This is a genomic window from Streptomyces speibonae, assembly GCF_984686075.1.
In genome coordinates, this window is sequence record NZ_OZ480260.1 from 725,947 (window position 1) to 747,086 (window position 21,140).

Sequence of the window (21,140 nt, forward strand, 5' to 3'; positions counted from 1 at the left end):
GTCAGGACTTTCCTTCCGGGGTTGCGGCCGCGGGGGCCTGGAGGTCGCCCTCCTCGGGGAGGCCTTCGGTGTCCACGCCGCGCACCTGTGCCAGCTCGTGCTTGAGGGCGGCGAGTTCGGCTCCGCCGGCCATGTGGTTGGTCAGTTCCTCCAGGCCGATCTCGCTGCGGCCGGCGGACAGTTCCAGGGTGCCCAGGCGCAGCACGCTGAAGTGGTCGCCGACCATGTAGGCGTGGTGCGGGTTGTGGGTGATGAAGATGACGCCGAGGCCGCGGTCGCGGGCCATGGCGATGTACTTCAGGACCACGCCGGACTGTTTGACGCCGAGGGCGGCGGTGGGCTCGTCGAGGATGAGGACGCGGGCGCCGAAGTACACGGCGCGGGCGATGGCGACGCACTGGCGCTGGCCGCCGGAGAGGGTGCCGATGGGCTGCTCCAGGTCGTCCAGGACGATGCCCATCTCGCGCAGCTCGTGGTCGGCGGTCTGCTTCATCCGGTCGATGTCAAGGCGGCGCAGCGGCCAGGGCCCCTTGGTCATCTCGGAGCCGAGGAAGAAGTTGCGCCACACGGGCATCAGCGGGACGACGGCGAGGTCCTGGTAGACGGTGGCGATGCCCCGGTCGAGGGCCTCACGGGGGGTGGAGAAGCGCACCGGTTCGCCGTCGACGAGGAACTCGCCCTCGGTGTGCTGGTGCAACCCGGAGATGATCTTGATGAGGGTGGATTTGCCGGCGCCGTTGTCCCCGAGGACGCAGGTGACCCTGCCGGGGTGGACGGCGAGGTCGACGCCGTGGAGGGCGCGGATGTTGCCGTAGGACTTGCCGGCCGCGCGGAGTTCGACCAGGGGGCGGTCACCGTCCTGCGCGGTGTCGCTGGTGGCGGCGCCCTGGGTGCCGGTGGTGTTGTCGGTCATTGCGGTCACCTCCGGGTCGCCGTGCGCTGGACCCACAGATTGATGAGGACGGCGCCGAGGAGCATCACGCCGAGGAAGGCCTTGAACCAGTCGGGGTTCCAGCCGGCGTAGACGATGCCCTGCTGCACCATGCCGAACATGAACGCGCCGAAGACCGGGCCGATCGCGGAGCCGTAGCCGCCGGTCAGCAGGCAGCCGCCGATGACCGCCGCGGCGATGTAGATCAGCTCCTGGCCCACGCCCTCGCCGGACTGCACGGTGTTGAAGGAGAACAGGTTGTGCATGCCCACGAACCAGGCGCCGAAGCCGACCAGCATGAACAGCGAGATCTTGGTGAAGGTGACGGGGACGCCGACCGCGCGGGCACTTTCCTTGTTGCCGCCCACCGCGAAGATCCAGTTGCCGTACTTGGTGCGCAGCAGCACCCAGGTGGCCAGGGCGGCGAAGACCAGCCACCACACGACGGTGATCTTCACCTGGACGCCGCCGACCTCGAAGCTGGAGGCGAAGAGCGCCTTGGCCTGGTCGAAGCCGTCCATGTCGCTGATGTCGTCGGTGGCGACGTTGCCGGTGACCAGCTTGGTCACCGCGAGGTTGACGCCCTGGAGGATCAGGAAGGTGCCGAGGGTGACGAGGAAGCTGGGCAGCCCCGTTCTGACCAGCAGCCAGCCGTTGAACATGCCGACGGCGAGGGAGACCGCCAGGGCGACGATCACGCCCACCCAGACGTTCATGGTGAGCTGGTAGCTGAGCATGCTGGCGGTGAGCGCCGAGGTGACGACGGCGACACCGGCCGAGAGGTCGAACTCGCCGCCGATCATCAGCAGGGCCACGGGCAGGGCCATGATCCCGATGGTCGACGACTGGTACAGGATGTTCGCCATGGAGCTGCCGTCCCGCACCGGCGGCGCGGTGACGAGGAAGAACACCATGACGGCGACGGCACCGAGGAACACCCCGACCTCGGGCCGGGCGAGCAGGCGCAGGGCCAGCGGTCGGCGCGCGGTCCGGCCGTCGGTCTGCTTGGGGCCGGGGGCCGGCGGTGTGTTCACCGCCGGCTCAGCCTGTTGAGCCATACTCATCACCGAGTGCCCTTCGCGGCGAACTCGGAGATCGTGTCGACATTGGACTCGTCGACGAACGCCGGGCCGGTCAGCACGGGCTGCTCACCGCCGCCGCTGTAGTTGCCGTTGTTCTTGTAGAGCCACAGTCCGTCGACGGCGAGGTAGCCCTGGAGGTAGGGCTGCTGGTCGACGGCGAACTGGATGTCGCCGTCCTTGATCGCGCCGGTCAGCTGCTTGTTCAGGTCGAAGGTGGCGACCTTCGCCTTGCTGCCGGACTCCTCGACCGACTGCACCGCGGTCAGCGCGAAGGGGGCGCCGAGGGTGACGACGTAGTCGATGGCGGAGTCCTGCTTGAGCTTGGCGGTGATCGTCGACTTGACGGAGGGCATGTCGGTGCCGTTGACGTTGAGGACCTGGGTCTCCCCCTCGAAGGTCTTCTTCACGCCGTCGCAGCGCTGGGTCAGGCCGACGTTGCCCTGCTCCTGGACGACGCAGACGGCGTTCTTGGCGCCGACCTCGTTGAGCTTCTTGCCGAAGGCCTCGCCCGCCACGGACTCGTCCTGGCCGAAGAACTCCAGCAGGCCGAGGTCCTTCCAGTCGCTCACGCCGGAGTTGAGGCCGACGACCGGGATGCCGGCGGCCTCGGCCTTGGCTATGACGCCCTTGAGGGCGTCGGGCTTGGCGAGGGTGACCGCGATGCCGTCGACCTTCTGGTCGATCGCGTTCTGCACCAGGGTGGCCTGGTTGCCCGCGTTGGGGTCGGCGGAGTAGACGAGCTTGACGTTGTCCTTGTCGGCGGCGGCCTGGGCGCCCTTGCGGACGATGTCCCAGAAGGTGTCGCCGGGGGACTGGTGGGTGACGAGGGCGACCGTCATGCGGGGCGTGGAGGCCTTGCCGGCCGAGGAGTCGCCGCCGCCTTCCTCGGACTTCTTGCCGCCGGAGGAGCTGGAACAGCCGGCGAGGGTCAGGGCGGCTGCCGCTGCGACCGCGACGTACGGCGCGATTCTGCGGGAGCGGGTGTGAGAAGAGCGGTCCATCTGTCCTGCACCTCACTGTGCTACACGGGGAAAGGGCGAAGGTCCGAGTATCTCCGGTGCCCGGAAGGCCCGGGAATCCGGGTGTGTGCCGTGGCACACGGCTGTCGTGCTGGGACGCGATCCAATCCCCAGTTCCGGCCGCTGTCAATACTTTGTTAAGACATCATTTCACGCGCTCGTCCGAATGTAAGTACAAACTATTGACATCGCCGCCCCGCGCGACCTACACCTGAGAGGCGGCAGGTCCCCGGTACGCACGTCCCCACCGTGGCAGGGCCTGAAGGGGCCCGCATCCCCAGCAGCTTCAGGAGCATCGCCTCATGGCCGACTCACCACAGTATTTCGACCTGATCACCATGGGTCGCATCGGGGTCGATCTCTACCCCCTGCAGACCGGGGTGCCGCTGTCGCGGGTGGAGACCTTCGGGAAGTTCCTCGGCGGCTCGGCCGCCAACGTCGCGGTCGCGGCCGCCCGGCTGGGCCGCTCCACGGCGGTGATCACCCGCACGGGGGCCGACCCCTTCGGCACCTTCCTGCACGAGGCGCTGAAGGACTTCGGCGTCGACGACCGGTGGGTCACCCCGGTCGCCGCGTACCCCACCCCCGTCACGTTCTGCGAGATCTTCCCGCCGGACGACTTCCCGCTGTACTTCTACCGCCGGCCCAAGGCACCCGACCTGGAGATCCACACCCACGAGCTGGACCTGCCCGCCGTGGGCGCGGCGGGAATCTTCTGGATCACCGGTACGGGGCTGAGCGAGGAGCCGAGCCGCTCGGCCACCCTCGACGCGCTGGCCGCCCGCGACAAGGCCGGCACCATCGTCTTCGACCTGGACTGGCGCCCCATGTTCTGGCGCGACCCCGATGAGGCCCGCCCCTACTACCGCGAGGCACTGCGCCACGCCACGGTCGCGGTCGGCAACCTCGAGGAGTGCGAGGTCGCCACGGGCGTGCGCGAGCCCGAGGCGTGCGCCGAGGCGCTGCTGGCGGCCGGTGTGGAGCTGGCCGTGGTCAAGCAGGGACCCCGGGGCGTGCTCGCCGTGCACCGCGACGGCGCCCGGACCGAGGTGCCGCCGGTGCCGGTCGAGGTGGTCAACGGCCTCGGCGCGGGCGACGCCTTCGGCGGCTCGCTCTGCCACGGTCTGCTCTCCGGCTGGGACCTGGAGCGGACCATGCGCCACGCCAACGCCGCCGGTGCCCTCGTCGCCTCGCGCCTCGCCTGCTCGTCCGCCATGCCGACCGGGCCGGAGGTCGCGGACCTGCTCGCGCGGGCCGCCTCGCCGGACGCGGGCCTGCCGCACCAGTCCTGAACGGAGCCCTTCCTTGAATCTCAGCATCCCCGAGCTCACCACGGTCCGTGCCCGGAACCCGGAGGCCGTCGCCGAGGCGGCCGCCCGCCGGGCCCGCCGCCCGCTGATCGGCGACAGCGGCCGGCTGATGATCGTGGCCGCCGACCACCCGGCCCGGGGCGCGCTCGGCATCGGCGACCGGCGGCTGGCCATGGCGGACCGCGGCGATCTGCTCGAACGCCTGTGCGTAGCGCTGTCCCGGCCGGGCGTGGACGGAGTGCTGGGCACCGCCGACATCCTCGAGGACCTGCTGCTGCTCGGGGCGCTGGAGAACAAGGTCGTCATGGGGTCGATGAACCGGGGCGGTCTGGCCGGGGCGTCCTTCGAGATGGACGACCGCTTCACCGGCCACCGCGCCGAGGACATCGCCCGGCTGGGCTTCGACGCCGGCAAGCTGCTGGTCCGGGTCGACTACGACGACCCGGGCTCGCTGGCCACCCTGGAGTCCTCCGCCCGCGCCATCGACGCCATGGCCGAGCGCCGGCTGCCCGTCTTCGTCGAGCCGTTCGTCTCACGGCGGGTGGACGGCCGGGTGCGCAACGACCTGTCCGCCGAGGCCGTCACCCGCTCCATCGCCATCGCCTCCGGACTGGGCGGCACCTCCGCCTACACCTGGCTGAAACTCCCGGTCACCGAGGCCGTGGACGACATGCCCGAGGTGCTGCGGACCTCGACGCTGCCCGTCGTACTGCTCGGCGGGGAGGTCGGCGACCAGGAGGCGGCGTACGAACGCTGGGGCAAGGCGCTGCGGCTGCCCACCGTGCAGGGGATGGTCGTCGGCCGCTCGCTGCTCTATCCGGCCGAGGGCAGTGTGGAGAAGGCGGTCGACACGGCCGTCGGCCTGTTGTGAGAAGCATGTTCGCCAACGAAAGGCACGGCATGACCTATCACCTTCCCGCCGGCAAGGCCCTCGCCGGCCCCTACGTCGTCGACGTGAGCCCGCGCACGGCGGGCTGGGGGTATTCCGCTCTGCGCGTGCTGGAGCTGCCGCCGGGCGGCGGCCACACCTTCGACGCCGGTGACAGCGAGTGGATCGTGCTGCCGCTGAGCGGCGGCTGCACGGTGGCCGTGGACGACGACTTCGGCCACGACACCTTCGAACTCACCGGCCGCACCAGCGTGTTCGACGGGGTCACCGACTTCGCCTACGTCCCCCGCGACGCCCGCACGACGGTGTCCTCGGCCGGCGGCGGCCGGTTCGCGCTCACCGGCGCCCGCTGCACCCGCCGGCTGCCCGCCCGCTACGGACCCGCCTCCGGCGTGCCGGTCGAGCTGCGCGGCACCGGGAACTGCTCACGGCAGGTCAACAACTTCGGCGCCGCGGGCACGTTCGAATGCGACCGGCTCATCGCGGTGGAGGTGCTCACCCCGGGCGGCAACTGGTCGTCGTTCCCGCCGCACAAGCACGACGAGCACCGGCCGGGCGAGGAGTCGGTGCTGGAGGAGATCTACTACTTCGAGTTCGCCGCCCATGAGGGCACGCCCGGCCTGGGCTACCAGCGGGTCTCCCCGTCCGGCCCGGGCCGCGAGACGGATGTGCTGGCCGAGGTGCGCGACGGCGACGTCGTCCTCATCCCGGACGGCTGGCACGGTCCGTCCATGGCGGTACCCGGCCACCACATGTACTACCTCAACGTCATGGCCGGACCCGACACCGAACGCGCGTGGCTGATCTGCGACCACCCCGACCACGCCTGGATCCGCGACACCTGGCCGGACACACCGGTCGACCCCCGACTCCCCCTCTACACCGCACCGGAGAGGTCAGCATGAGCGCCACCACCCGCCGACTGACGACCGCCCAGGCGCTGGTGCGGTTCCTGTCCGTCCAGTACACCGAGCGCGACGGCGTGCGCCGCCGGCTGATCGCGGGCACCTGGGGCATCTTCGGCCACGGCAACGTGGCCGGCATCGGACAGGCCCTGGTCGAGCACCGCGACGTCATGCCGTACCACCAGGGCCGCAACGAGCAGGCGATGGTGCACGCCGCCGTCGGCCACGCCCGTCAGCTCAACCGGCTCTCCGCGCAGGCGGTGACCACGTCCATCGGCCCCGGCGCGACCAACCTGGTCACCGGCGCAGCGCTCGCCACCGTCAACCGGCTGCCGGTGCTCCTCCTCCCCGGCGACTACTTCGCCTCGCGCGTCGCCGACCCGCTGCTCCAGCAGCTCGAGCACCCGGCCGCCGCGGATGTGTCGGTCAACGACACGCTGCGCCCGGTGTCGCGGTACTTCGACCGGATCCACCGGCCCGAGGCGCTGATCCCGTCCGTGCTCAACGCCATGCGGGTGCTCACCGACCCGGCCGAGACCGGCGCCGTCACCCTCGCCCTGCCGCAGGACGTGCAGGCGGAGGCGTACGACTGGCCGGAGGAGTTCTTCACCGAGCGCGTGTGGTCCGTACGGCGCCCCGCCCCGGACCCGGTGGAGCTGACGGCGGCGGTGGCGGCCGTACGGGCGGCGCGGCGGCCGCTGATCGTCGCGGGCGGCGGCGTCCACCACAGCGAGGCCGAGGAGGCGCTGCGGGCCCTGGTGGACGCCACCGGCATCCCGGTCGCCTCCACCCAGGCCGGCAAGGGCTCGCTGCGCCACGACCACCCGGCCGACCTCGGCGGCATCGGCCACACCGGCACGGCGGTGAGCAACGACCTCGCCCGCACGGCCGACCTGGTGATCGGCGTCGGCACCCGCTACTCCGACTTCACCACCGCCTCCGGCACCCTCTTCCAGCACCCGGACGTGCGCTTCCTCAACGTCAACATCACCGCCTTCGACGCCCACAAGCTGGCCGCGCGCACGCTGGTCTGCGACGCGCGGTCCGGTCTGGAGGCGCTCACCGGGGCGCTGGCCGGGCACCGGGTGGAGGAGGCGTACACGGCCGCGTACCGGGACGGCAAGGAGCGCTGGGAGCGGGTCGTCGAGGCCGCCTACCGGGCCGACGACGACGCCGTGCCGACCCAGACGCAGGTGCTCGGCGCGCTGGACGCGGTCGTCGGCGACGAGGACGTGGTGATCAACGCGGCCGGTTCGCTCCCCGGCGACCTGCACAAGCTGTGGCGGGCGCGCAGCCCTCGCCAGTACCACCTGGAGTACGGCTACTCCTGCATGGGCTACGAGATCCCGGCCTCGCTGGGCGTCCAGCAGGCCGCTCCCGGCACCCCCGTGTGGGCGCTGGTCGGTGACGGCACCTATCTGATGATGCCGACGGAGATCGTCACCGCCGTGCAGGAGGGCCTGCCGGTGAACATGGTCCTGCTCCAGAACCACGGATACGCCTCCATCGGCGGTCTGTCCGAGGAGACGGGCGGCGAGCGCTTCGGCACCGCCTACCGCCACCGGGCCGCCGACGGCGGCTTCACCGGCGCCCCGCTCCCCGTCGACCTCGCCGCGAACGCCGCCAGCCTCGGCATGGACGTGCTGCGCGCCAAGACCGTGCGGGAGCTGCGGGACGCGCTGGCCGAGGCCCGCGCCTCCGACCGTCCGACCTGCGTCTACATCGAAACGGACCCCACGCCCACCGCTCCCCCGGCCGAGGCCTGGTGGGACGTGCCGGTGGCGGAGGTGGCGTCCCGCGAGGCGGCCGTCCGGGCCCGCGAACACTACGACGCCCAGGTCGCCGCCCGCCGCCGCCACCTGTGACCCCGTCCGCACCGACCGCGCCCCGACAGGGAGGTACGTTCCATGGCGAAGACCGGTGATCCCGCCCGCGCCGCTGCCGCACCCGCGCTGAGCACCCTGGACTTCGCCCTGGACCGGGGCAGTCCCGTGCCGCTGTACTACCAGCTGGCGCAGCAACTGGAGGCGGCGATCGAGCGCGGCGTCCTCGCACCGGGCAACCACCTGGGCAACGAGGTCGACCTCTCCGTGCGCCTCGGCCTGTCCCGCCCCACCGTCCGCCAGGCCATCCAGTCCCTGGTCGACAAGGGCCTCCTGGTCCGGCGGCGCGGGGTGGGCACCCAGGTGGTGCACAGCCAGGTCAAGCGCCCCCTGGAACTGAGCAGCCTCTACGACGACCTGGAGGCGGCCGGGCAGGGACCGACCACGGAGGTGGTCGGCAACGAGACGGTCCCGGCCTCCCCCGAGGTGGCCGCCGCCCTCGGTCTCGCGGAGGGCGCCGAGGTGGTCCGGCTGGAGCGCCTGCGCCGCACCCACGGCCAGCCGGTCGCCCTGATGTGCAACCACCTGCCGCCGGGGCTGCTGGACCTGGACGGCGCCCGCCTGGAGTCGACCGGCCTCTACCGGATGCTGCGCTCGGCCGGGGTGACCCTGCACAGCGCCCGCCAGACCGTCGGCGCCCGCTCGGCCACGGCGCCGGAGGCCGCCCGCCTGGACGAGGAGGAGGGCGCCGCCCTGCTGACCATGCAGCGCACGGCCTACGACGACACGGGCCGCCCGGTGGAGTTCGGCGCCCACCTCTACCGCGCGTCCCGCTACTCCTTCGACTTCCAGCTGCTGGTCAGGTCCTGAGCGCACGGGCGGCCGGGGCGCAGCGGGCGAGGATGTCCCGGTGTCGCCGGGGGGTACTGTTCCCCCGTCGTGCTTCGTCCTGATCGGCGGGACGGGCGAACGGGGAGTCGGGCTGGAGCGGGAGGGCGGCGGTGTGACGCCGGCGGGGAAGGCAGCGGTGGGCCGGCGTCCCTGGGAGCGGGAGCCCGGGCGGGTACTCGCCGTGTGCGCGGTGGTGACGGGCGCGCTGCTGGCGTTCCACCGCGCGGTGCCCAACACGCCCGGGCGGCTGGGCAGCCTGCTGGAGGCGTTCCTGCCGTGGCTCGGCCTGGTGGCCGTCCCGCTGTTCGGCCTGGCCCTGCTGCGCCGCTCGGCCGTCGCGCTCCTGGCCCTGCTGCTGCCCGTGGCGGCCTGGACGCAGCTCTTCGGCGGACTGCTGCTGCCCGGGACCGCGTCCGGCCCGCACAACCTGGTCGTGGTGCAGCACAACGTCAGCGACGAGAACACCGACCCGGCGGGCACGGCCCGGGCGCTGGCCGACGCCGGGCCCGACCTCGTCGCGCTGGAGGAACTGGTGCCGCCCGCGCTGTCGGTGTACCGCAGGACGCTCGCGGCCGACTATCCGTACCACGCGGTCCGGGGGACCGTCGGCCTGTGGTCGAAGCATCCGCTCACCGGCGTCCGCGCGGTGGACATCAAGCCGGAGGACATCACGGAGCCCTGGCACCGCGGGCTGCGGGCCGTGGTCCGCACCCCGTACGGCGAGGTCGCCGCGTACGTCGCTCATCTGCCCTCGATCCGGATCGGGGCGGGCGGTCTGGCGTCCGCACGGCGCGACGAGAGCGCCGGTCTGCTGGGCCGGGCCGTGGCCGCCGAAAGGCTGGACCGGGTGGTGCTGATGGGCGACCTCAACGGCACGGCCGACGACCGCGGGCTGGCGCCGCTGACCGCACGGCTGGACACGGCCCGGCGGGGCTTCGCCCTCAGCTTTCCCGCCGCCCTGCCGCTGGCCCGGATCGACCAGGTCATGGCCCGCTCGGCGCGCGTCGACCACATCCGCGCGCTGCCCGCCACCGGCAGCGACCATCTGCCGGTGGCGGCCCGCGTCACTCTGCGCTGAGACCGGCGAACGGGCCGTCCAGGGCGGCCCACTGCAGCAGCATGATGGTCTTGGCGTCGTTGATCCCACCCGTACGGATCATGCGCAGGGCCCGGCGGAAGGGCAGCTCGAGGATCTCGATGTCCTCGCCCTCCTCGTCGAGTCCGCCGCCCTCGTGGGTGCGGGTGGCGGGGCCGTAGGCGGCGGCGTAGAAGCTGACGCGTTCGGTGACCGAGCCGGGGCTCATGTAGACGTCGAAGACGTGCTGGACGGGGCCGATGGTGTGGCCGGTCTCCTCCACCACTTCCCGGCGCACCGCGACCTCGGGGTGCTCGTCCTCGTCGTCCAGCAGGCCGCCGGGTGTCTCGATCAGCATGCCGTCGGGGTGGCCGTTGACGTACACCGGGAAGCGGAACTGGCGGGTGAGCAGCACGGTTTCGCGTTCGGCGTCGTAGAGGAGCATGGTGGCGCCGTTGCCGCGGTCGTGCGTCTCACGCTCCTGGGTGCTCCAGGTGCCGTCGGCGTGCTGGAAGTCGAAGCGCGTGGTGCGCTCGACGTACCAGTGGCTGGACAGCAGGGTCACGTCCCGGATCTTCACGCGCGGGTTGCCGGTCAGGTCACGGCCGGTCCGGTCGAGTCCGGTGCGTCCCCGGCGGTCCGGGGTGTCGACGCCGGCGGTCATCGGCGGGCCGTTCGGTGGGCGGCGGGATGCACAGTGCTCATGCCCGCTATGAAACATGAAAGAGGAAGGCCATGGAAAAGGCCGCATCGGAGCATCCGATGCGGCCCGGTGACCTGCTGTACCGCAAGTCGGGACGACAGGATTTGAACCTGCGACCCCTTGACCCCCAGTCAAGTGCGCTACCAAGCTGCGCCACGTCCCGGTGCGCCCACGTGCGGTGACCCACGTGATCGCGCGGACAGCACTTTACCTCACGCCCCGGGCCGCGCCGAAGCGGGCCCGGACTTGGGACAATCGGCGTATGGGCAGCACGGACAACACCTCCGCGGGCCGGACAGCCGCCGCGCGGGACCGGGACGACGAGGGGCGCGCGCGCAACGCGCGGCCCCGGGACGGGCTCGGCCGGCCCCTCCCGCACGGCGCGGAAGGGGTGCCACGGCAGCCCGAGGGGGTCGTACGGCGGCCGGAGGAGAGCGTCGCGGAGGCGCAGCGGCTGCTGGACGGGGGAAAGCCGTTCCACGCGCACGAGGTGTTCGAGGACGCCTGGAAGTCGGGGCCGGAGGAGGAGCGTGAGCTGTGGCGGGGGCTGGCCCAGCTCGCGGTGGGGCTCACCCATGCCGCGCGGGGGAACACCGTCGGCGGGGCGCGGCTGCTGCGGCGCGGGGCCGCGGCGGTGGAGGAGTGGGCCGTGGGGGCGAGCCCGCGCCCGCACGGGATCGACCTGCCCGGTGTGATCGCGTGGGCCCGGGAGCTGGCCGCCGAGGTGGAGCGGGGGGTGGCGGTGGACGCGGGGGTGCGGCGGCCGCGGTTGCGGGGTGAGGTCTGACGGGGGGTGCCGTCGGCCGGGTGCGGTGGCGGCGCGGGGAGTGCCGTGCGGCAGACTCGGGGCGTGCGAGAGATTCATGTCATCGGTATCGGTGCGGGCGATCCGGATCAGCTGACCCTGCAGGCGGTCAAGGCGATGCGGTCCACGGACGTGTTCTTCATCCTGGACAAGGGGGAGGCCAAGGCGGATCTCACCCGGCTGCGGCGGGACATGCTGGACGCGCACCTGCCGGAGGGCGGCTACCGCGTGGTGGCGGCGCGGGACCCGGAGCGGGACCGGTCGGCGGGCGGCTCCGCCTACTCCCCCGCCGTCGGGGACTGGCGCAGCGCCCGCGCGGACATCTACGAGGAGCTGATCGCGCGGGAGCTGGGGGACGGGGAGACGGGTGCCTTCCTGGTGTGGGGTGACCCCTCCCTGTACGACAGCACGCTCGGGATTCTGGAGGAGGTCCTCGAGCGCGGGAACGTCTCCTTCGGGTACGACGTGGTGCCGGGGATCAGCAGTGTGTCGGCGCTTGTGGCCCGGCACCGGACAGGGCTGAACCGGGTGGGCCGGGCGGTGCAGATCACCACGGGGCGGCGGTTGGCCGAGGGGTTTCCTGAGGGGGTGGACGATGTGGTGGTGATGCTGGACGCGCACCAGACCTTCCGTGAGTACGTCGGCCAGGACCTTGACATCTACTGGGGTGCCTATATCGGTACGCCGGACGAGGTTCTCGTCTCCGGGCCCCTTCATGAGGCCGCGCCGCGGATCGAGCGGGTGCGGGCGGAGGCGCGGGAGCGGAAGGGGTGGATCATGGATACGTATTTGCTGCGGCGTGGGGGTGTTGGGGACTGAGCGCCCAGGGCGTGCGGCACCAACCTTGTCGATACGTAGTGGACGCTCCTTAAGGGGCGCCCAGTGTGCGGAGGGTTGTCCCGACGTCTTCGGTCTGTGTGACGCCCGGGGGCAATGGTGGGCGGTCGATGATGACGACCGGGAGGGACAGCGCGCGGGCCGCTGTGAGTTTCGCCGTGGTTGCTGTGCCGCCGCTGTTCTTGGTGACCAGGACATCCGTGCGGTGGTGGCGGAGCAGTTCCGTCTCGTCGGGGACGGTGAAGGGGCCGCGGGCCAGCAGGACCTCCGTGTGCGGTGGCATCGGCGGCTCGGGGGGTTCCACCGAGCGGACGACGAAGCGCTGTTCCGTCAGGTGCGCGAAGGGCGCGAGGCCGAGGCGGCCCGTGGTGAGGAACACCCGGTGTCCGAGGCGGGGCAGCAGGTCCGCGGCCGCCTCCGTCGAGGGGACAGGGTGCCAGCGGTCTCCGGGGCCCGGCCGCCAGGCGGGGCGGCGCAACACCACCAGGGGTACCCCTGTGGCCGTCGACGCCCGTGCCGCGTTCGCCGTGATGGTCTCGGCGAACGGATGTGTCGCGTCGACCACGGCGTCCACCCGCTGTTCGCGCAGCCAGGCGGCGAGTCCCTCCGCGCCGCCGAAGCCGCCCACCCGTACCTCTCCGGCGACGGGCCCCGGGCGGCGCACCCGTCCGGCGAGCGAGGTGGTCACCCGGGTGCCGGGCCGGGCGGCCAGTGCGTCGGCCAGTTCGCGTGCCTCGGTGGTGCCGCCGAGGACCAGGACGTGCGAGGGCATGGCGCCGAGGGTACGGGGACGGGACACGGCGTCCGGCACCGGTCCGTGTCCGAAGATCGTCATCCGGCCGCACTCATGTGCGCACACGCCCTACGATGACGCCGGGCGAGTGGAGGAGTCATCACCGTGAACTGGAGTGAGCAGGGCTATCACGCTCAGCGTTGGGCGGCGCGGGGGGCGTTGGCCGCCGGCGTGCTCGCGGTGGTGGCCCCTCTCGCCTACGGCGGGACGCGCGGGCTGGTGCTGCTGGTGTGCGCGGTCGCGGGACTGGCGCTGAGCGCGGCCGCCGTGTGGTGGACGCTCACCCTGCGGGGCCCGGTGCGGTGGGTGTCCGCGCTGGTCGCCGTGGGTGTTCCGGCCGGTCTGCTCGCCCTGTTCGCGGTGACCCTGTTCTGGGGACTGCTGATGTCGCTGGCCTTCTGGGGGCTCGCGGTGTGGAGCGGGCGGTACGCGCTGCGCGGCACGGGCAGCGGGCGGGCCGTGCGGGAACGGCGGCTGCCGCCGCCCCGGAAGCCGGTGCTGATCATGAACCCGCGTTCGGGCGGCGGCAAGGTGGGCCGGTTCCGGCTGCGGGAGAAGGCGGAGCGGCTGGGTGCCCGGGTGGTCCTGCTCGAGCCCGGCAAGCAGCACGACGTCACCGAAATGGCACGGGCCGCCGTCGCGGACGGCGCGGATCTGCTCGGCGCCGCCGGCGGCGACGGCACCCAGGCGCTGGTCGCGGCCGTGGCCGCCGAGCACGACATCCCCTTCCTCGTCATCAGCGCCGGGACCCGTAACCACTTCGCCCTCGACCTCGGCCTCGACCGGGGGAATCCGTCCGCCTGCCTCGACGCGCTCACGGACGGCGTGGAGATCCGCGTCGACCTGGGGTTCGCGGGCGATCAGCCGTTCGTGAACAACGCCTCCTTCGGCGCGTACGCCGCGATCGTGCAGAGCCCCGCGTACCGCGACGACAAGATCGGTACGAGCCTGGAGATGCTGCCCGACCTGCTCACCGGTCAGCAGGGGCCCCGGCTGGTCGCGCGGGCCGGGGACACGACGCTCACCGCTCCGCAGGCCGTGCTGGTCAGCAACAACCCGTACCGCACCGGGGACCCCTTCGGGCTGGGCCGGCGGGAACGGCTCGACTCCGGTGTGCTCGGCGTCCTCGGGGTCAAGCTGGAGGGCGCCATCAGTGCCGCGGCGCTGCTACTGAATCCGGAGCCGAGCGGGCTGACGGTGCTGACCGCCCGCGAGGTCGTCATCGAGGCGGACCGGGACGAGATCGAGGCCGGCATCGACGGGGAGGCGATGGTGCTGCCGGCCCCCGTGCGCTGCCGGATCGCGCCGGGCGCGCTGCGGGTCCGGGTCCCGCGCAAGCGGCCCGGCGCCACCTCGGCCCCGCCCCGGCTGGACTGGCGGCGGCTGCGGAAGCTGGCGGCGACGGTCGGCCGTACCGCCGCGCCGAGCCGCATGCACCGTCCCCACGCCGTGCCGAACGACACCGGGGCGGCGCCGGACGAGCGCGGCGAGTCGGCCGGGTCCTCCTCCTCGGCGCGGCAGTAGCCGGTTCCTTCGTCAGCGCAGCAGCAGTTGCAGGCCGCCCACCACGGTCGCGGCGATCACCAGCCGCTCGAAGAGTCTCTGGTTGATCCGGTCCACGGCCCACCTGCCGAGGAACGCGCCGGGCACCACGAACGCCACCAGCGCCGCGTCGAGCAGCAGCGAGTCGGCGTCGATGAGTCCGAGTCCGGCGCTGAAGGGCAGTTTGGAGGTGTTGACGATCAGGAAGAAGAAGGCGGAGGTGCCGAGGAAGCCCAGCTTCCGGAAGCCCGCGGAGAGCAGGTACAGCGACATCACCGGGCCGCCCGCGTTGGCGACCATGGTGGTGAAACCGCCGAGGACGCCGTAGGAGCGGGCCTTGAGGCGGCCCGCGCGGGTGGTGACCGGGGCGGGTTCCTGCCCGGCGTCGGCCCGGCGCCGGCGCCACACCGTCACCGCGGCCATCAGCAGCAGGATCGCTCCGATCGAGGTCCGTACGGCGCCGTCGTCGGCCCACATCAGGAACGCGGTGCCGGCGACGACGCCCGCCGCGACCGCAGGGAAGAGCCGCCACAGCGTCGGCCAGTGGGCGTGCCGGCGGTAGACGAGCACGGCGAGGACGTCTCCGGCGATCAGGATGGGCAGCAGCACGCCCGTGGAGGCGCGGGCGGGCAGGACGGCGGCGAAGACGGCGAGGCTGACCGTGTTGGCCCCGCTGACGGCGGTCTTGGAGAAGCCGACGAGCAGGGCGGCGAAGGCGAGCGCGGCGAATTCGAGGCCGGTGAGGTGCCAGGGCGTCAAGGTGTTCATGCGGGGGCCGATGCTATGTGCAAGCAATGGACGCCCGTAAGGACCGTCTCGCCTGTTGGCTCCCCCTCCCCCGGCCGCCGGTCAGTGCCGTTCGACCAGGACCGCGCTCCCCTGGCCCACGCCCACGCACATCGTCGCCAGGCCGCGGGCGCCGCCGGTGCGGCGCATGCGGTGCAGGAGGGTGGTGAGGATGCGGGCGCCGGAGCAGCCGAGCGGGTGGCCCAGGGCGATGGCTCCGCCGCTGGGGTTGACCAGGTCGGGGTCGATGCCGAGCTGGTCGACGCAGGCGAGGGCCTGGGCCGCGAACGCCTCGTTGAACTCCGCCTCCTGCAGGTCGCCGATGCCCCAGCCGGCCCGGGCGAGCACCTTGCGGGTGGCGGGAACGGGGCCGATGCCCATGACGTCCGGGTGGACGCCCGCCGAGGCGCCGGCGACGTAGCGCCCGAGCGACTCCAGGCCCAGTTCGTTCAGGGCCTCCTCGCTGACCAGGAGCAGCCCGGCCGCGCCGTCGTTCATCGGGGAGGCGTTGCCGGCGGTCACCGAACCGCCCGCCCGGAAGACGGGCTTGAGGCGGGCCAGCTTCTCGGCCGAGGTGTCCTCGCGGACGCATTCGTCGGTGTCGACGACCACGCCGTCGGGGCGGGTCACGGGGAGGAGCTCGTCGTCGAAGTGGCCGCGTGCGCGGGCGTCGGCGGCCCGCTGGTGGCTGCGCAGGGCGAACGCGTCCTGGCGCTCGCGGGCGATGCCGTGGCGGGCGGCGACCTCCTCGGCGGTCTCCCCCATGGACAGCAGGCCGTGCAGGTCCTTCATCGCGGGGTTGACCAGCCGCCAGCCCAGGCGGGTGTCGGCGGTCTCCATGCGGTGCGGCAGCGCCTCGTCGGGGCGGGGCAGCACGAAGGGGGCGCGGCTCATCGACTCGGAACCGCCCGCGATCACGATGTCCGCCTCGCCGGCCGCGATGGTGCGGGCGGCGGTGGTGACGGCCTCGAGACCGGAGGCGCACAGCCGGTTGACGGTGGCGCCCGGCACGGTCTCAGGGAGCCCGGCGAGCAGGGCCGCCATGCGCGCGACATTGCGGTTGTCCTCGCCGGCCTGGTTGGCGGCGCCCCAGTAGACGTCCTCGACGCGGGCCGGGTCGAGCGCGGGGACGTCGGCGACCAGGCCGCGGATCACGGCGGCGGCGAGATCGTCGGGCCGTACGGTGGAGAGGGCTCCGCGCAGTTTGCCGATGGGGGTGCGGCGGGCGGCCGCGAAATGGACGGGACGCACGACTGGACTCCTGACCCGACGCCGGTGACCGAGGTCCGACCGGCGGCTTCCTCAACTTGTGATGGGCACCGCAACTCTTAATTAGCACCGCTAGTTTTGCACTATAGGCCGCCGGACGGCCCGCTGGGAAGATCCCGCGGGCCGTCGTTCCGTCCGGGCCGCCGGATACCCCGGGCCGGGTTTGTGCCGTTCGGGCGGGGGCACCCGCGCGTTCGTGGAGGGGTTGCGAAGCACCGCGGCACCCATGGACGAAGCGAGAAGGAGGAACGGTTCTTCATGACTGTCGTGAGGAGCACCCTGTCCGACGAGGCCCGCCGGGTTTCCTGCGAGGCCCTGCAGGACACCCTGGTGGACCTGCTCGGACTGTCACTGACCGGAAAGCAGGCCCACTGGAACGTGGTCGGACCGCGGTTCCGTTCGGTCCATCTCCAGCTGGACGAGGTGGTCTCGGCCGCGCGCACCCACGCCGACACGGTGGCGGAGCGGTCCGCGGCGCTGGGCGTGCCGCCGGACGGCCGCGCGGAGACCATCGCCAAGGTCTTCTCCCTGCCGGCCCCCAAGGAGGGGTGGCTGCGCGACGAGGAGGCCGTCGCGGTGATGGCACAGGCCCTGGGCTCGGCGGTCACGCGGCTGCGCGAGCGCATCGACGCCACCGAGAAGGCGGATCTGGTCACCCAGGACCTGCTGATCACGATCACCGCCGACCTGGAGAAGCAGCGCTGGATGTTCGAGGCGGAGAACGTCCCCGGCGCGTCCTGACCGCGGTGGCCGGCGGAAGCACACGCACGTGAGGGGCACATGATGAGCGACGCCCTCGAAATGGACGCGCTGTGGGAGGACTTCCACCGCGTGGTGAACATGACCTCGGCCGAGCTGGCGGCCTGGCTGCGGGTGAGCGACGCCGACGAGACGACCGAGCCGCTGCCCGACCGGGCGGGCTCCGAGGCCGGGCAGCACGTCCTCGCCATCCTGCAGAAGCGCCGTACCGACCTCACCGAGGACGATCTGCGCCTGATGGAGGAGGTGGTGGACACCGTCACCGCCGAGACCGACCCGGAGAACGAGCCGGCCGCCGAGGACACCCCGCGCCGGCACCGTCTGATGACGCTCGGCCACGATCCCCTCAAGGCCTGACCGTGCCCGGCCGGGAGGAGGAGCGGGCCGTGGTGCGCGCGCTGCTCGACGCCCACGGCGAGACGTACGCGGAGGAGGCCGGCATCGAGCTGCGGAACACGCCCCAGCCGCTGTACCGCCTGCTGGTGCTGGCCCATCTCCTCAGCGCCCGCATCAAGGGACCGATCGCGGTGGCCTCCGCCCGTGCGCTGCACGAGGCGGGGCTGCGCGATCCCCGGCGGATGGCCGACGCCGACTGGCAGGAACGGGTGGACGCGCTCGGCAGGGGCGGCTACCGGCGCTACGACGAGCGCACCGCGACCCAACTCGGTGAGGCCGCCCAACTGGTGACCGAGCGGTGGAACGGCGACCTGCGCGGGCTGCGTGCGCAGGCGGACGGCGACGTCCGCGAACTGCGCCGTCTGTTCCAGGAGTTCCCGGGCGTGGGTCCCACCGGCGCTGACATCTTCCTGCGCGAGGTCCAGCGCGTATGGCCGGAGGTGACCCCGTACCTGGACGACAAGGCACTGCGGGGAGCGGAGCGGCTGAAGCTGCCGCGGGACCCGGAGCACCTTCTTGCGCTGGCGGGAGACACCGAACCGGCCGTGCTCGCGTCGGCGTTGGTGCGCGCGGCGCTCGACAAGGAGGTCGTCGAGGACTCCCTGAGCCACGCCGGGTAGGGTCCGGGTGACCCCGGCCGGACGGACGGCTCCCGTCCCCCCGTTCACGGGACAACGTGATCACCACGCGGCACAATGGCCGGGGTGGTCCGAACGGGCCGTCCGGGCGAGGGAGAGGAACACGGACGTGAACGAGAGCCACACCCCGCCGAGCGGGTCGGCAAGGCTGAACACCGGTGTGGCGCACAACGCGCGGGTGTGGAACTACTGGATCGGCGGCAAGGACAACTACGAGGTCGATCAGCAGGTCGGCGATCACGTCGCCTCGATCAACCCGGTCATCCGGGACATCGCCCGCGCGGACCGGGACTTCCTGCGCCGCGCGGTGACTCATCTGACGCGCGACCGCGGGGTGCGGCAGTTCCTGGACATAGGCACGGGTCTGCCGACCGCGGACAACACCCATGAGATCGCGCAGCGCATCGCGCCGGACGCGCGGATCGTGTACGTGGACAACGACCCGATCGTGCTGGTGCACGCCCGCACCCTGCTGACCGGCAGCCGCGAGGGGGCCACCGACTACATCGACGCCGATGTGCACGACCCGGACGCGATCGTGACGCGCGCGGCCGGGACGCTCGACCTGACCCGGCCGGTCGCGGTGATGATGCTCGGCATCCTGAACTTCGTGCTCGACACCGACGCGGCCCGCGACATCGTGCGCCGGATCATGGCGGCGACGGCGCCGGGGAGCTTCCTGGTCCTCACGCATCCCACCTTCGACGCCGAGGTGGGCGGCGAGCTGCAGGTGCCCGCCATGGAGTTCTGGAACAAGAACGCCACTCCCCCCATCACCGCCCGCAGCGCCGCCGACATCGCCGCGTTCTTCGAGGGCCTGGACCTGATCGAGCCCGGCCTGGTCTCCTGCTCGCAGTGGCACGCCGAGTCCGGCACCGCCGTGGTGGTGCCGCAGTACGGCGCGGTGGCCGTGAAGCCCTGACCCGTTGAAAGTATGATCAAGCAATGTCTGACATGACCGAAACCACGCCGGGCTGGCTCTCCTCCGACGACCTGGAGATGGCGCGCGCCCGCATGCCGATCCTGTACGTCGAGGCCGTGCCCGTGCGGGTCGACGACAGCGGCGAAGTCACCAGCGTCGGCCTGCTGCTGCGCATAGGGCCCGACGGAACGGTCAGCCGGACGCTCGTCTCCGGCCGGGTGCTGCACCACGAGCGGGTCCGTGACGCCCTCCTGCGCCATCTGGAGAAGGATCTCGGCCCGGTGGCGCTGCCCCGTGTCCCGGCGTCGCTGCAGCCGTTCACGGTCGCGGAGTACTTCCCCACGCAGGGCATCACCCCGTTCCACGACCCGCGTCAGCACGCGGTGTCGCTGGCGTACATCGTGCCGGTGACGGGTGACTGCCGGCCCCGGCAGGACGCGCTGGACCTGGTGTGGTTCAGCCCTCAGGAGGCCGTGTCACCGGCCGTCCAGAGCGAGATGCCGGGCGGGCACGGGGTGCTGCTGAAGCAGGCGCTGGCCCATGCGGGCTGTGTGATCTGAGGCGAGGGAGGGTCACTCGCGCTCCGGGTGGGTCAGGTTGGCCCCGTTCGACGGGTCGAAGACATGGGCCTTGCTCATGTCGACCCGGAGCTCCACGGGTGCGCCCTCGCGGGCCCGGGTGGCGGCGTCCAGCCGGGCCACGACCTGCTGGTCCGCCCCGGCGCCGGTGTCGCCGAGGCCCGAGTCCGTGGCGAGTTCCTCCAGTTCGGCGGTGGCCACCGGGCCGCCCTCGGCGCTGAAGTACACATACGCGTCCGAGCCCAGGGACTCCAGCACGTCCACGGTGGCGGTGACGACGGGCCCTTCCGTGCGGGGGGTGAGGCTCGCGTCCTCGAAGGCCTCGGGCCGCAGCCCCAGGATCACCTCGCGGGGCGCCTCCCGGCGCTCCAGCGCCCGGCGGGCGCGGTCGTCGAGCGGCAGTTCGCCGAGCGGGGTGTGCAGGCTGCCGGCGGACAGCGAGGCGTTGAGGAAGTTCATCGACGGGGAGCCGATGAAGCCGGCGACGAACAGGTTGCGCGGCATGTCGTAGAGCTCGGCCGGGGTGCCGACCTGCTGGACCACGCCCTGGCGCATGACGACGACCCGGTCGCCGAGGGTCATCGCCTCGGTCTGGTCGTGGGTGACGTACACGGTGGTGGTGCCCAGGCGGCGTTGCAGCCGGGAGATCTGGGTGCGCATCTGCACCCGCAGCTTGGCGTCCAGGTTGGACAGCGGTTCGTCCATGAGGAATGCCTTGGGGTCGCGCACGATCGCCCGGCCCATGGCCACCCGCTGGCGCTGGCCGCCGGAGAGGTTGGCCGGCTTGCGGTCCAGGAACTCGCTCAGGTCGAGCACCTTGGCGGCCTCCTCCACCTTGCGGTCGATGGTCTCCTTGTCGACCTTGGCCAGCCGCAGCGGGAAGCCCATGTTCTCCCGCACGTTCATGTGCGGGTACAGGGCGTAGCTCTGGAACACCATGGCGACGTCCCGCTCCTTGGGGGCGAGGTCGTTGACGACCCGGCCGCCGATGCGCAGGGTGCCCTCGGTGATGTCCTCCAGGCCCGCGATCATGTTCAGGGTGGTGGACTTGCCGCAGCCGGACGGGCCGACCAGGATCACGAACTCGCCGTCGGCGATGTCGAGGTCCACGTCCCGTACGGCGAGGGATCCGTCGGGATAGCGCTTGGTGACCTTCTCGAGGACGATCTCGGCCATGGGTGGTGCCT

At 72.3% G+C, this 21,140-nt stretch carries 22 protein-coding genes and 1 tRNA gene; 14 read left to right on the plus strand and 9 right to left on the minus strand.

Translation table 11 applies throughout. The features are described from left to right. Window position 1: 1 nt before the first annotated feature. Genes AC5L3C_RS03100 through AC5L3C_RS03110 form a run of 3 tightly spaced genes read right to left on the minus strand, consistent with a single transcriptional unit; the run spans window position 2 to window position 3,014 of the window. Window positions 2-913 (minus strand): ATP-binding cassette domain-containing protein, encoded by a 912-nt coding sequence (locus AC5L3C_RS03100; RefSeq protein WP_493646718.1) that lies wholly within the window; start codon window positions 911-913, stop codon window positions 2-4. Window positions 914-918: 5 nt separating this feature from the next. Next, the gene (locus tag AC5L3C_RS03105; protein WP_493646720.1) at window positions 919-1,995 is read right to left on the minus strand and encodes an ABC transporter permease; all 1,077 of its coding nucleotides are present in this window, start codon (window positions 1,993-1,995) and stop codon (window positions 919-921) included. Further along, window positions 1,995-3,014: a sugar ABC transporter substrate-binding protein gene (locus tag AC5L3C_RS03110; protein WP_493646722.1), complete on the minus strand. Its 1,020-nt coding sequence runs from the start codon at window positions 3,012-3,014 to the stop codon at window positions 1,995-1,997. Before AC5L3C_RS03110 ends, AC5L3C_RS03105 begins: the two co-directional genes overlap by 1 nt. Before the next feature lie 320 nt (window positions 3,015-3,334). On the opposite strand from AC5L3C_RS03110, the gene iolC reads away from it, so the two are divergent. The 6 genes from iolC (at window position 3,335) to AC5L3C_RS03140 (ending at window position 9,928) form a co-directional block, all read left to right on the plus strand. Beyond that, window positions 3,335-4,324, plus strand: a complete 990-nt coding sequence (iolC, locus tag AC5L3C_RS03115) for a 5-dehydro-2-deoxygluconokinase (RefSeq protein WP_493646724.1) — start codon at window positions 3,335-3,337, stop codon at window positions 4,322-4,324. Window positions 4,325-4,337: 13 nt separating this feature from the next. Beyond that, complete coding sequence (locus tag AC5L3C_RS03120; protein WP_125502331.1) at window positions 4,338-5,213, plus strand: Cgl0159 family (beta/alpha)8-fold protein; 876 nt, start codon at window positions 4,338-4,340, stop codon at window positions 5,211-5,213. Window positions 5,214-5,242: 29 nt separating this feature from the next. Continuing rightward, a complete protein-coding gene (iolB, locus tag AC5L3C_RS03125) occupies window positions 5,243-6,136 on the plus strand; it encodes a 5-deoxy-glucuronate isomerase (protein ID WP_493653726.1) in 894 nt (297 codons plus the stop codon). Next, complete coding sequence (gene iolD / locus AC5L3C_RS03130) at window positions 6,133-8,001, plus strand: 3D-(3,5/4)-trihydroxycyclohexane-1,2-dione acylhydrolase (decyclizing) (RefSeq protein WP_493646727.1); 1,869 nt, start codon at window positions 6,133-6,135, stop codon at window positions 7,999-8,001. Before iolB ends, iolD begins: the two co-directional genes overlap by 4 nt. Window positions 8,002-8,043: 42 nt before the next feature. Beyond that, window positions 8,044-8,829, plus strand: coding sequence for a GntR family transcriptional regulator (locus AC5L3C_RS03135; RefSeq protein WP_125502337.1), 786 nt, complete (start codon window positions 8,044-8,046; stop codon window positions 8,827-8,829). A 157-nt stretch (window positions 8,830-8,986) separates the two neighbouring features. Beyond that, window positions 8,987-9,928 (plus strand): endonuclease/exonuclease/phosphatase family protein, encoded by a 942-nt coding sequence (locus AC5L3C_RS03140; RefSeq protein ID WP_493646729.1) that lies wholly within the window; start codon window positions 8,987-8,989, stop codon window positions 9,926-9,928. Here AC5L3C_RS03140 and AC5L3C_RS03145 read toward each other — a convergent pair. Further along, window positions 9,915-10,589 (minus strand): NUDIX domain-containing protein, encoded by a 675-nt coding sequence (locus AC5L3C_RS03145; protein WP_493646730.1) that lies wholly within the window; start codon window positions 10,587-10,589, stop codon window positions 9,915-9,917. The genes AC5L3C_RS03140 and AC5L3C_RS03145 overlap by 14 nt on opposite strands. 128 nt (window positions 10,590-10,717) lie before the next feature. Beyond that, window positions 10,718-10,791: transfer RNA gene (locus AC5L3C_RS03150), tRNA-Pro, on the minus strand. A gap of 99 nt (window positions 10,792-10,890) precedes the next feature. Between AC5L3C_RS03150 and AC5L3C_RS03155 the strand changes: the two genes are divergently transcribed. Continuing rightward, complete coding sequence (locus AC5L3C_RS03155; protein WP_493646732.1) at window positions 10,891-11,415, plus strand: DUF309 domain-containing protein; 525 nt, start codon at window positions 10,891-10,893, stop codon at window positions 11,413-11,415. A gap of 63 nt (window positions 11,416-11,478) precedes the next feature. Then, window positions 11,479-12,252 carry a precorrin-6A synthase (deacetylating) gene (gene cobF, locus AC5L3C_RS03160; RefSeq protein ID WP_493646734.1) on the plus strand — a complete coding sequence of 258 codons (774 nt, stop codon included), beginning with the start codon at window positions 11,479-11,481 and terminating at the stop codon, window positions 12,250-12,252. A 49-nt stretch (window positions 12,253-12,301) separates the two neighbouring features. On the opposite strand, the gene AC5L3C_RS03165 is transcribed toward cobF, so the two are convergent. After that, window positions 12,302-13,042: a cobalt-precorrin-6A reductase gene (locus tag AC5L3C_RS03165; RefSeq protein ID WP_493646736.1), complete on the minus strand. Its 741-nt coding sequence runs from the start codon at window positions 13,040-13,042 to the stop codon at window positions 12,302-12,304. Between the two features lie 120 nt (window positions 13,043-13,162). Between AC5L3C_RS03165 and AC5L3C_RS03170 the strand changes: the two genes are divergently transcribed. Then, window positions 13,163-14,587: a diacylglycerol/lipid kinase family protein gene (locus tag AC5L3C_RS03170; protein WP_493653728.1), complete on the plus strand. Its 1,425-nt coding sequence runs from the start codon at window positions 13,163-13,165 to the stop codon at window positions 14,585-14,587. Between the two features lie 12 nt (window positions 14,588-14,599). Here the strand turns inward: AC5L3C_RS03170 and AC5L3C_RS03175 are convergent, their stop codons facing one another. Both AC5L3C_RS03175 and AC5L3C_RS03180 read right to left on the minus strand, forming a co-directional pair. After that, a complete protein-coding gene (locus tag AC5L3C_RS03175; protein ID WP_125502350.1) occupies window positions 14,600-15,373 on the minus strand; it encodes a sulfite exporter TauE/SafE family protein in 774 nt (257 codons plus the stop codon). An 81-nt stretch (window positions 15,374-15,454) separates the two neighbouring features. Continuing rightward, a complete protein-coding gene (locus AC5L3C_RS03180; protein WP_125502352.1) occupies window positions 15,455-16,642 on the minus strand; it encodes a thiolase family protein in 1,188 nt (395 codons plus the stop codon). Window positions 16,643-16,918: 276 nt separating this feature from the next. Here AC5L3C_RS03180 and AC5L3C_RS03185 point away from each other — a divergent pair, with 276 nt between their 5' ends. From AC5L3C_RS03185 to AC5L3C_RS03205, 5 genes are all read left to right on the plus strand, one after another. Next, window positions 16,919-17,401, plus strand: coding sequence for a Dps family protein (locus AC5L3C_RS03185; protein ID WP_493646738.1), 483 nt, complete (start codon window positions 16,919-16,921; stop codon window positions 17,399-17,401). A gap of 42 nt (window positions 17,402-17,443) precedes the next feature. After that, the gene (locus AC5L3C_RS03190; protein WP_493646740.1) at window positions 17,444-17,776 is read left to right on the plus strand and encodes a DUF3140 domain-containing protein; all 333 of its coding nucleotides are present in this window, start codon (window positions 17,444-17,446) and stop codon (window positions 17,774-17,776) included. Window positions 17,777-17,778: 2 nt separating this feature from the next. After that, window positions 17,779-18,435, plus strand: coding sequence for an HhH-GDP family DNA glycosylase (locus tag AC5L3C_RS03195; RefSeq protein ID WP_493646742.1), 657 nt, complete (start codon window positions 17,779-17,781; stop codon window positions 18,433-18,435). Between the two features lie 127 nt (window positions 18,436-18,562). Beyond that, window positions 18,563-19,375 carry an SAM-dependent methyltransferase gene (locus AC5L3C_RS03200; protein WP_493646744.1) on the plus strand — a complete coding sequence of 271 codons (813 nt, stop codon included), beginning with the start codon at window positions 18,563-18,565 and terminating at the stop codon, window positions 19,373-19,375. Between the two features lie 23 nt (window positions 19,376-19,398). Further along, on the plus strand, window positions 19,399-19,935 hold the full coding sequence (locus tag AC5L3C_RS03205; protein ID WP_125502363.1) for an NUDIX hydrolase family protein: 537 nt from the start codon (window positions 19,399-19,401) through the stop codon (window positions 19,933-19,935). Between the two features lie 12 nt (window positions 19,936-19,947). Here AC5L3C_RS03205 and AC5L3C_RS03210 read toward each other — a convergent pair whose 3' ends face one another. Next, window positions 19,948-21,129, minus strand: a complete 1,182-nt coding sequence (locus AC5L3C_RS03210) for an ABC transporter ATP-binding protein (RefSeq protein ID WP_493646746.1) — start codon at window positions 21,127-21,129, stop codon at window positions 19,948-19,950. Window positions 21,130-21,140: the final 11 nt, after the last annotated feature.

Excerpts from the sequence above, each read along its gene's own strand:
- AC5L3C_RS03165 (WP_493646736.1), bottom strand. The coding sequence starts at position 13,042 with ATGCCCTCGCACGTCCTGGTCCTCGGCGGCACCACCGAGGCACGCGAA.
- iolB (WP_493653726.1), top strand. The coding sequence starts at position 5,243 with ATGACCTATCACCTTCCCGCCGGCAAGGCCCTCGCCGGCCCCTACGTC.
- AC5L3C_RS03155 (WP_493646732.1), top strand. The coding sequence starts at position 10,891 with ATGGGCAGCACGGACAACACCTCCGCGGGCCGGACAGCCGCCGCGCGG.
- AC5L3C_RS03210 (WP_493646746.1), bottom strand. The coding sequence starts at position 21,129 with ATGGCCGAGATCGTCCTCGAGAAGGTCACCAAGCGCTATCCCGACGGA.
- AC5L3C_RS03185 (WP_493646738.1), top strand. The coding sequence starts at position 16,919 with ATGACTGTCGTGAGGAGCACCCTGTCCGACGAGGCCCGCCGGGTTTCC.
- iolD (WP_493646727.1), top strand. The coding sequence starts at position 6,133 with ATGAGCGCCACCACCCGCCGACTGACGACCGCCCAGGCGCTGGTGCGG.
- AC5L3C_RS03100 (WP_493646718.1), bottom strand. The coding sequence starts at position 913 with ATGACCGACAACACCACCGGCACCCAGGGCGCCGCCACCAGCGACACC.
- AC5L3C_RS03190 (WP_493646740.1), top strand. The coding sequence starts at position 17,444 with ATGAGCGACGCCCTCGAAATGGACGCGCTGTGGGAGGACTTCCACCGC.
- AC5L3C_RS03135 (WP_125502337.1), top strand. The coding sequence starts at position 8,044 with ATGGCGAAGACCGGTGATCCCGCCCGCGCCGCTGCCGCACCCGCGCTG.
- AC5L3C_RS03205 (WP_125502363.1), top strand. The coding sequence starts at position 19,399 with ATGTCTGACATGACCGAAACCACGCCGGGCTGGCTCTCCTCCGACGAC.
- AC5L3C_RS03145 (WP_493646730.1), bottom strand. The coding sequence starts at position 10,589 with ATGACCGCCGGCGTCGACACCCCGGACCGCCGGGGACGCACCGGACTC.
- AC5L3C_RS03110 (WP_493646722.1), bottom strand. The coding sequence starts at position 3,014 with ATGGACCGCTCTTCTCACACCCGCTCCCGCAGAATCGCGCCGTACGTC.
- AC5L3C_RS03175 (WP_125502350.1), bottom strand. The coding sequence starts at position 15,373 with ATGAACACCTTGACGCCCTGGCACCTCACCGGCCTCGAATTCGCCGCG.
- AC5L3C_RS03105 (WP_493646720.1), bottom strand. The coding sequence starts at position 1,995 with ATGAGTATGGCTCAACAGGCTGAGCCGGCGGTGAACACACCGCCGGCC.
- iolC (WP_493646724.1), top strand. The coding sequence starts at position 3,335 with ATGGCCGACTCACCACAGTATTTCGACCTGATCACCATGGGTCGCATC.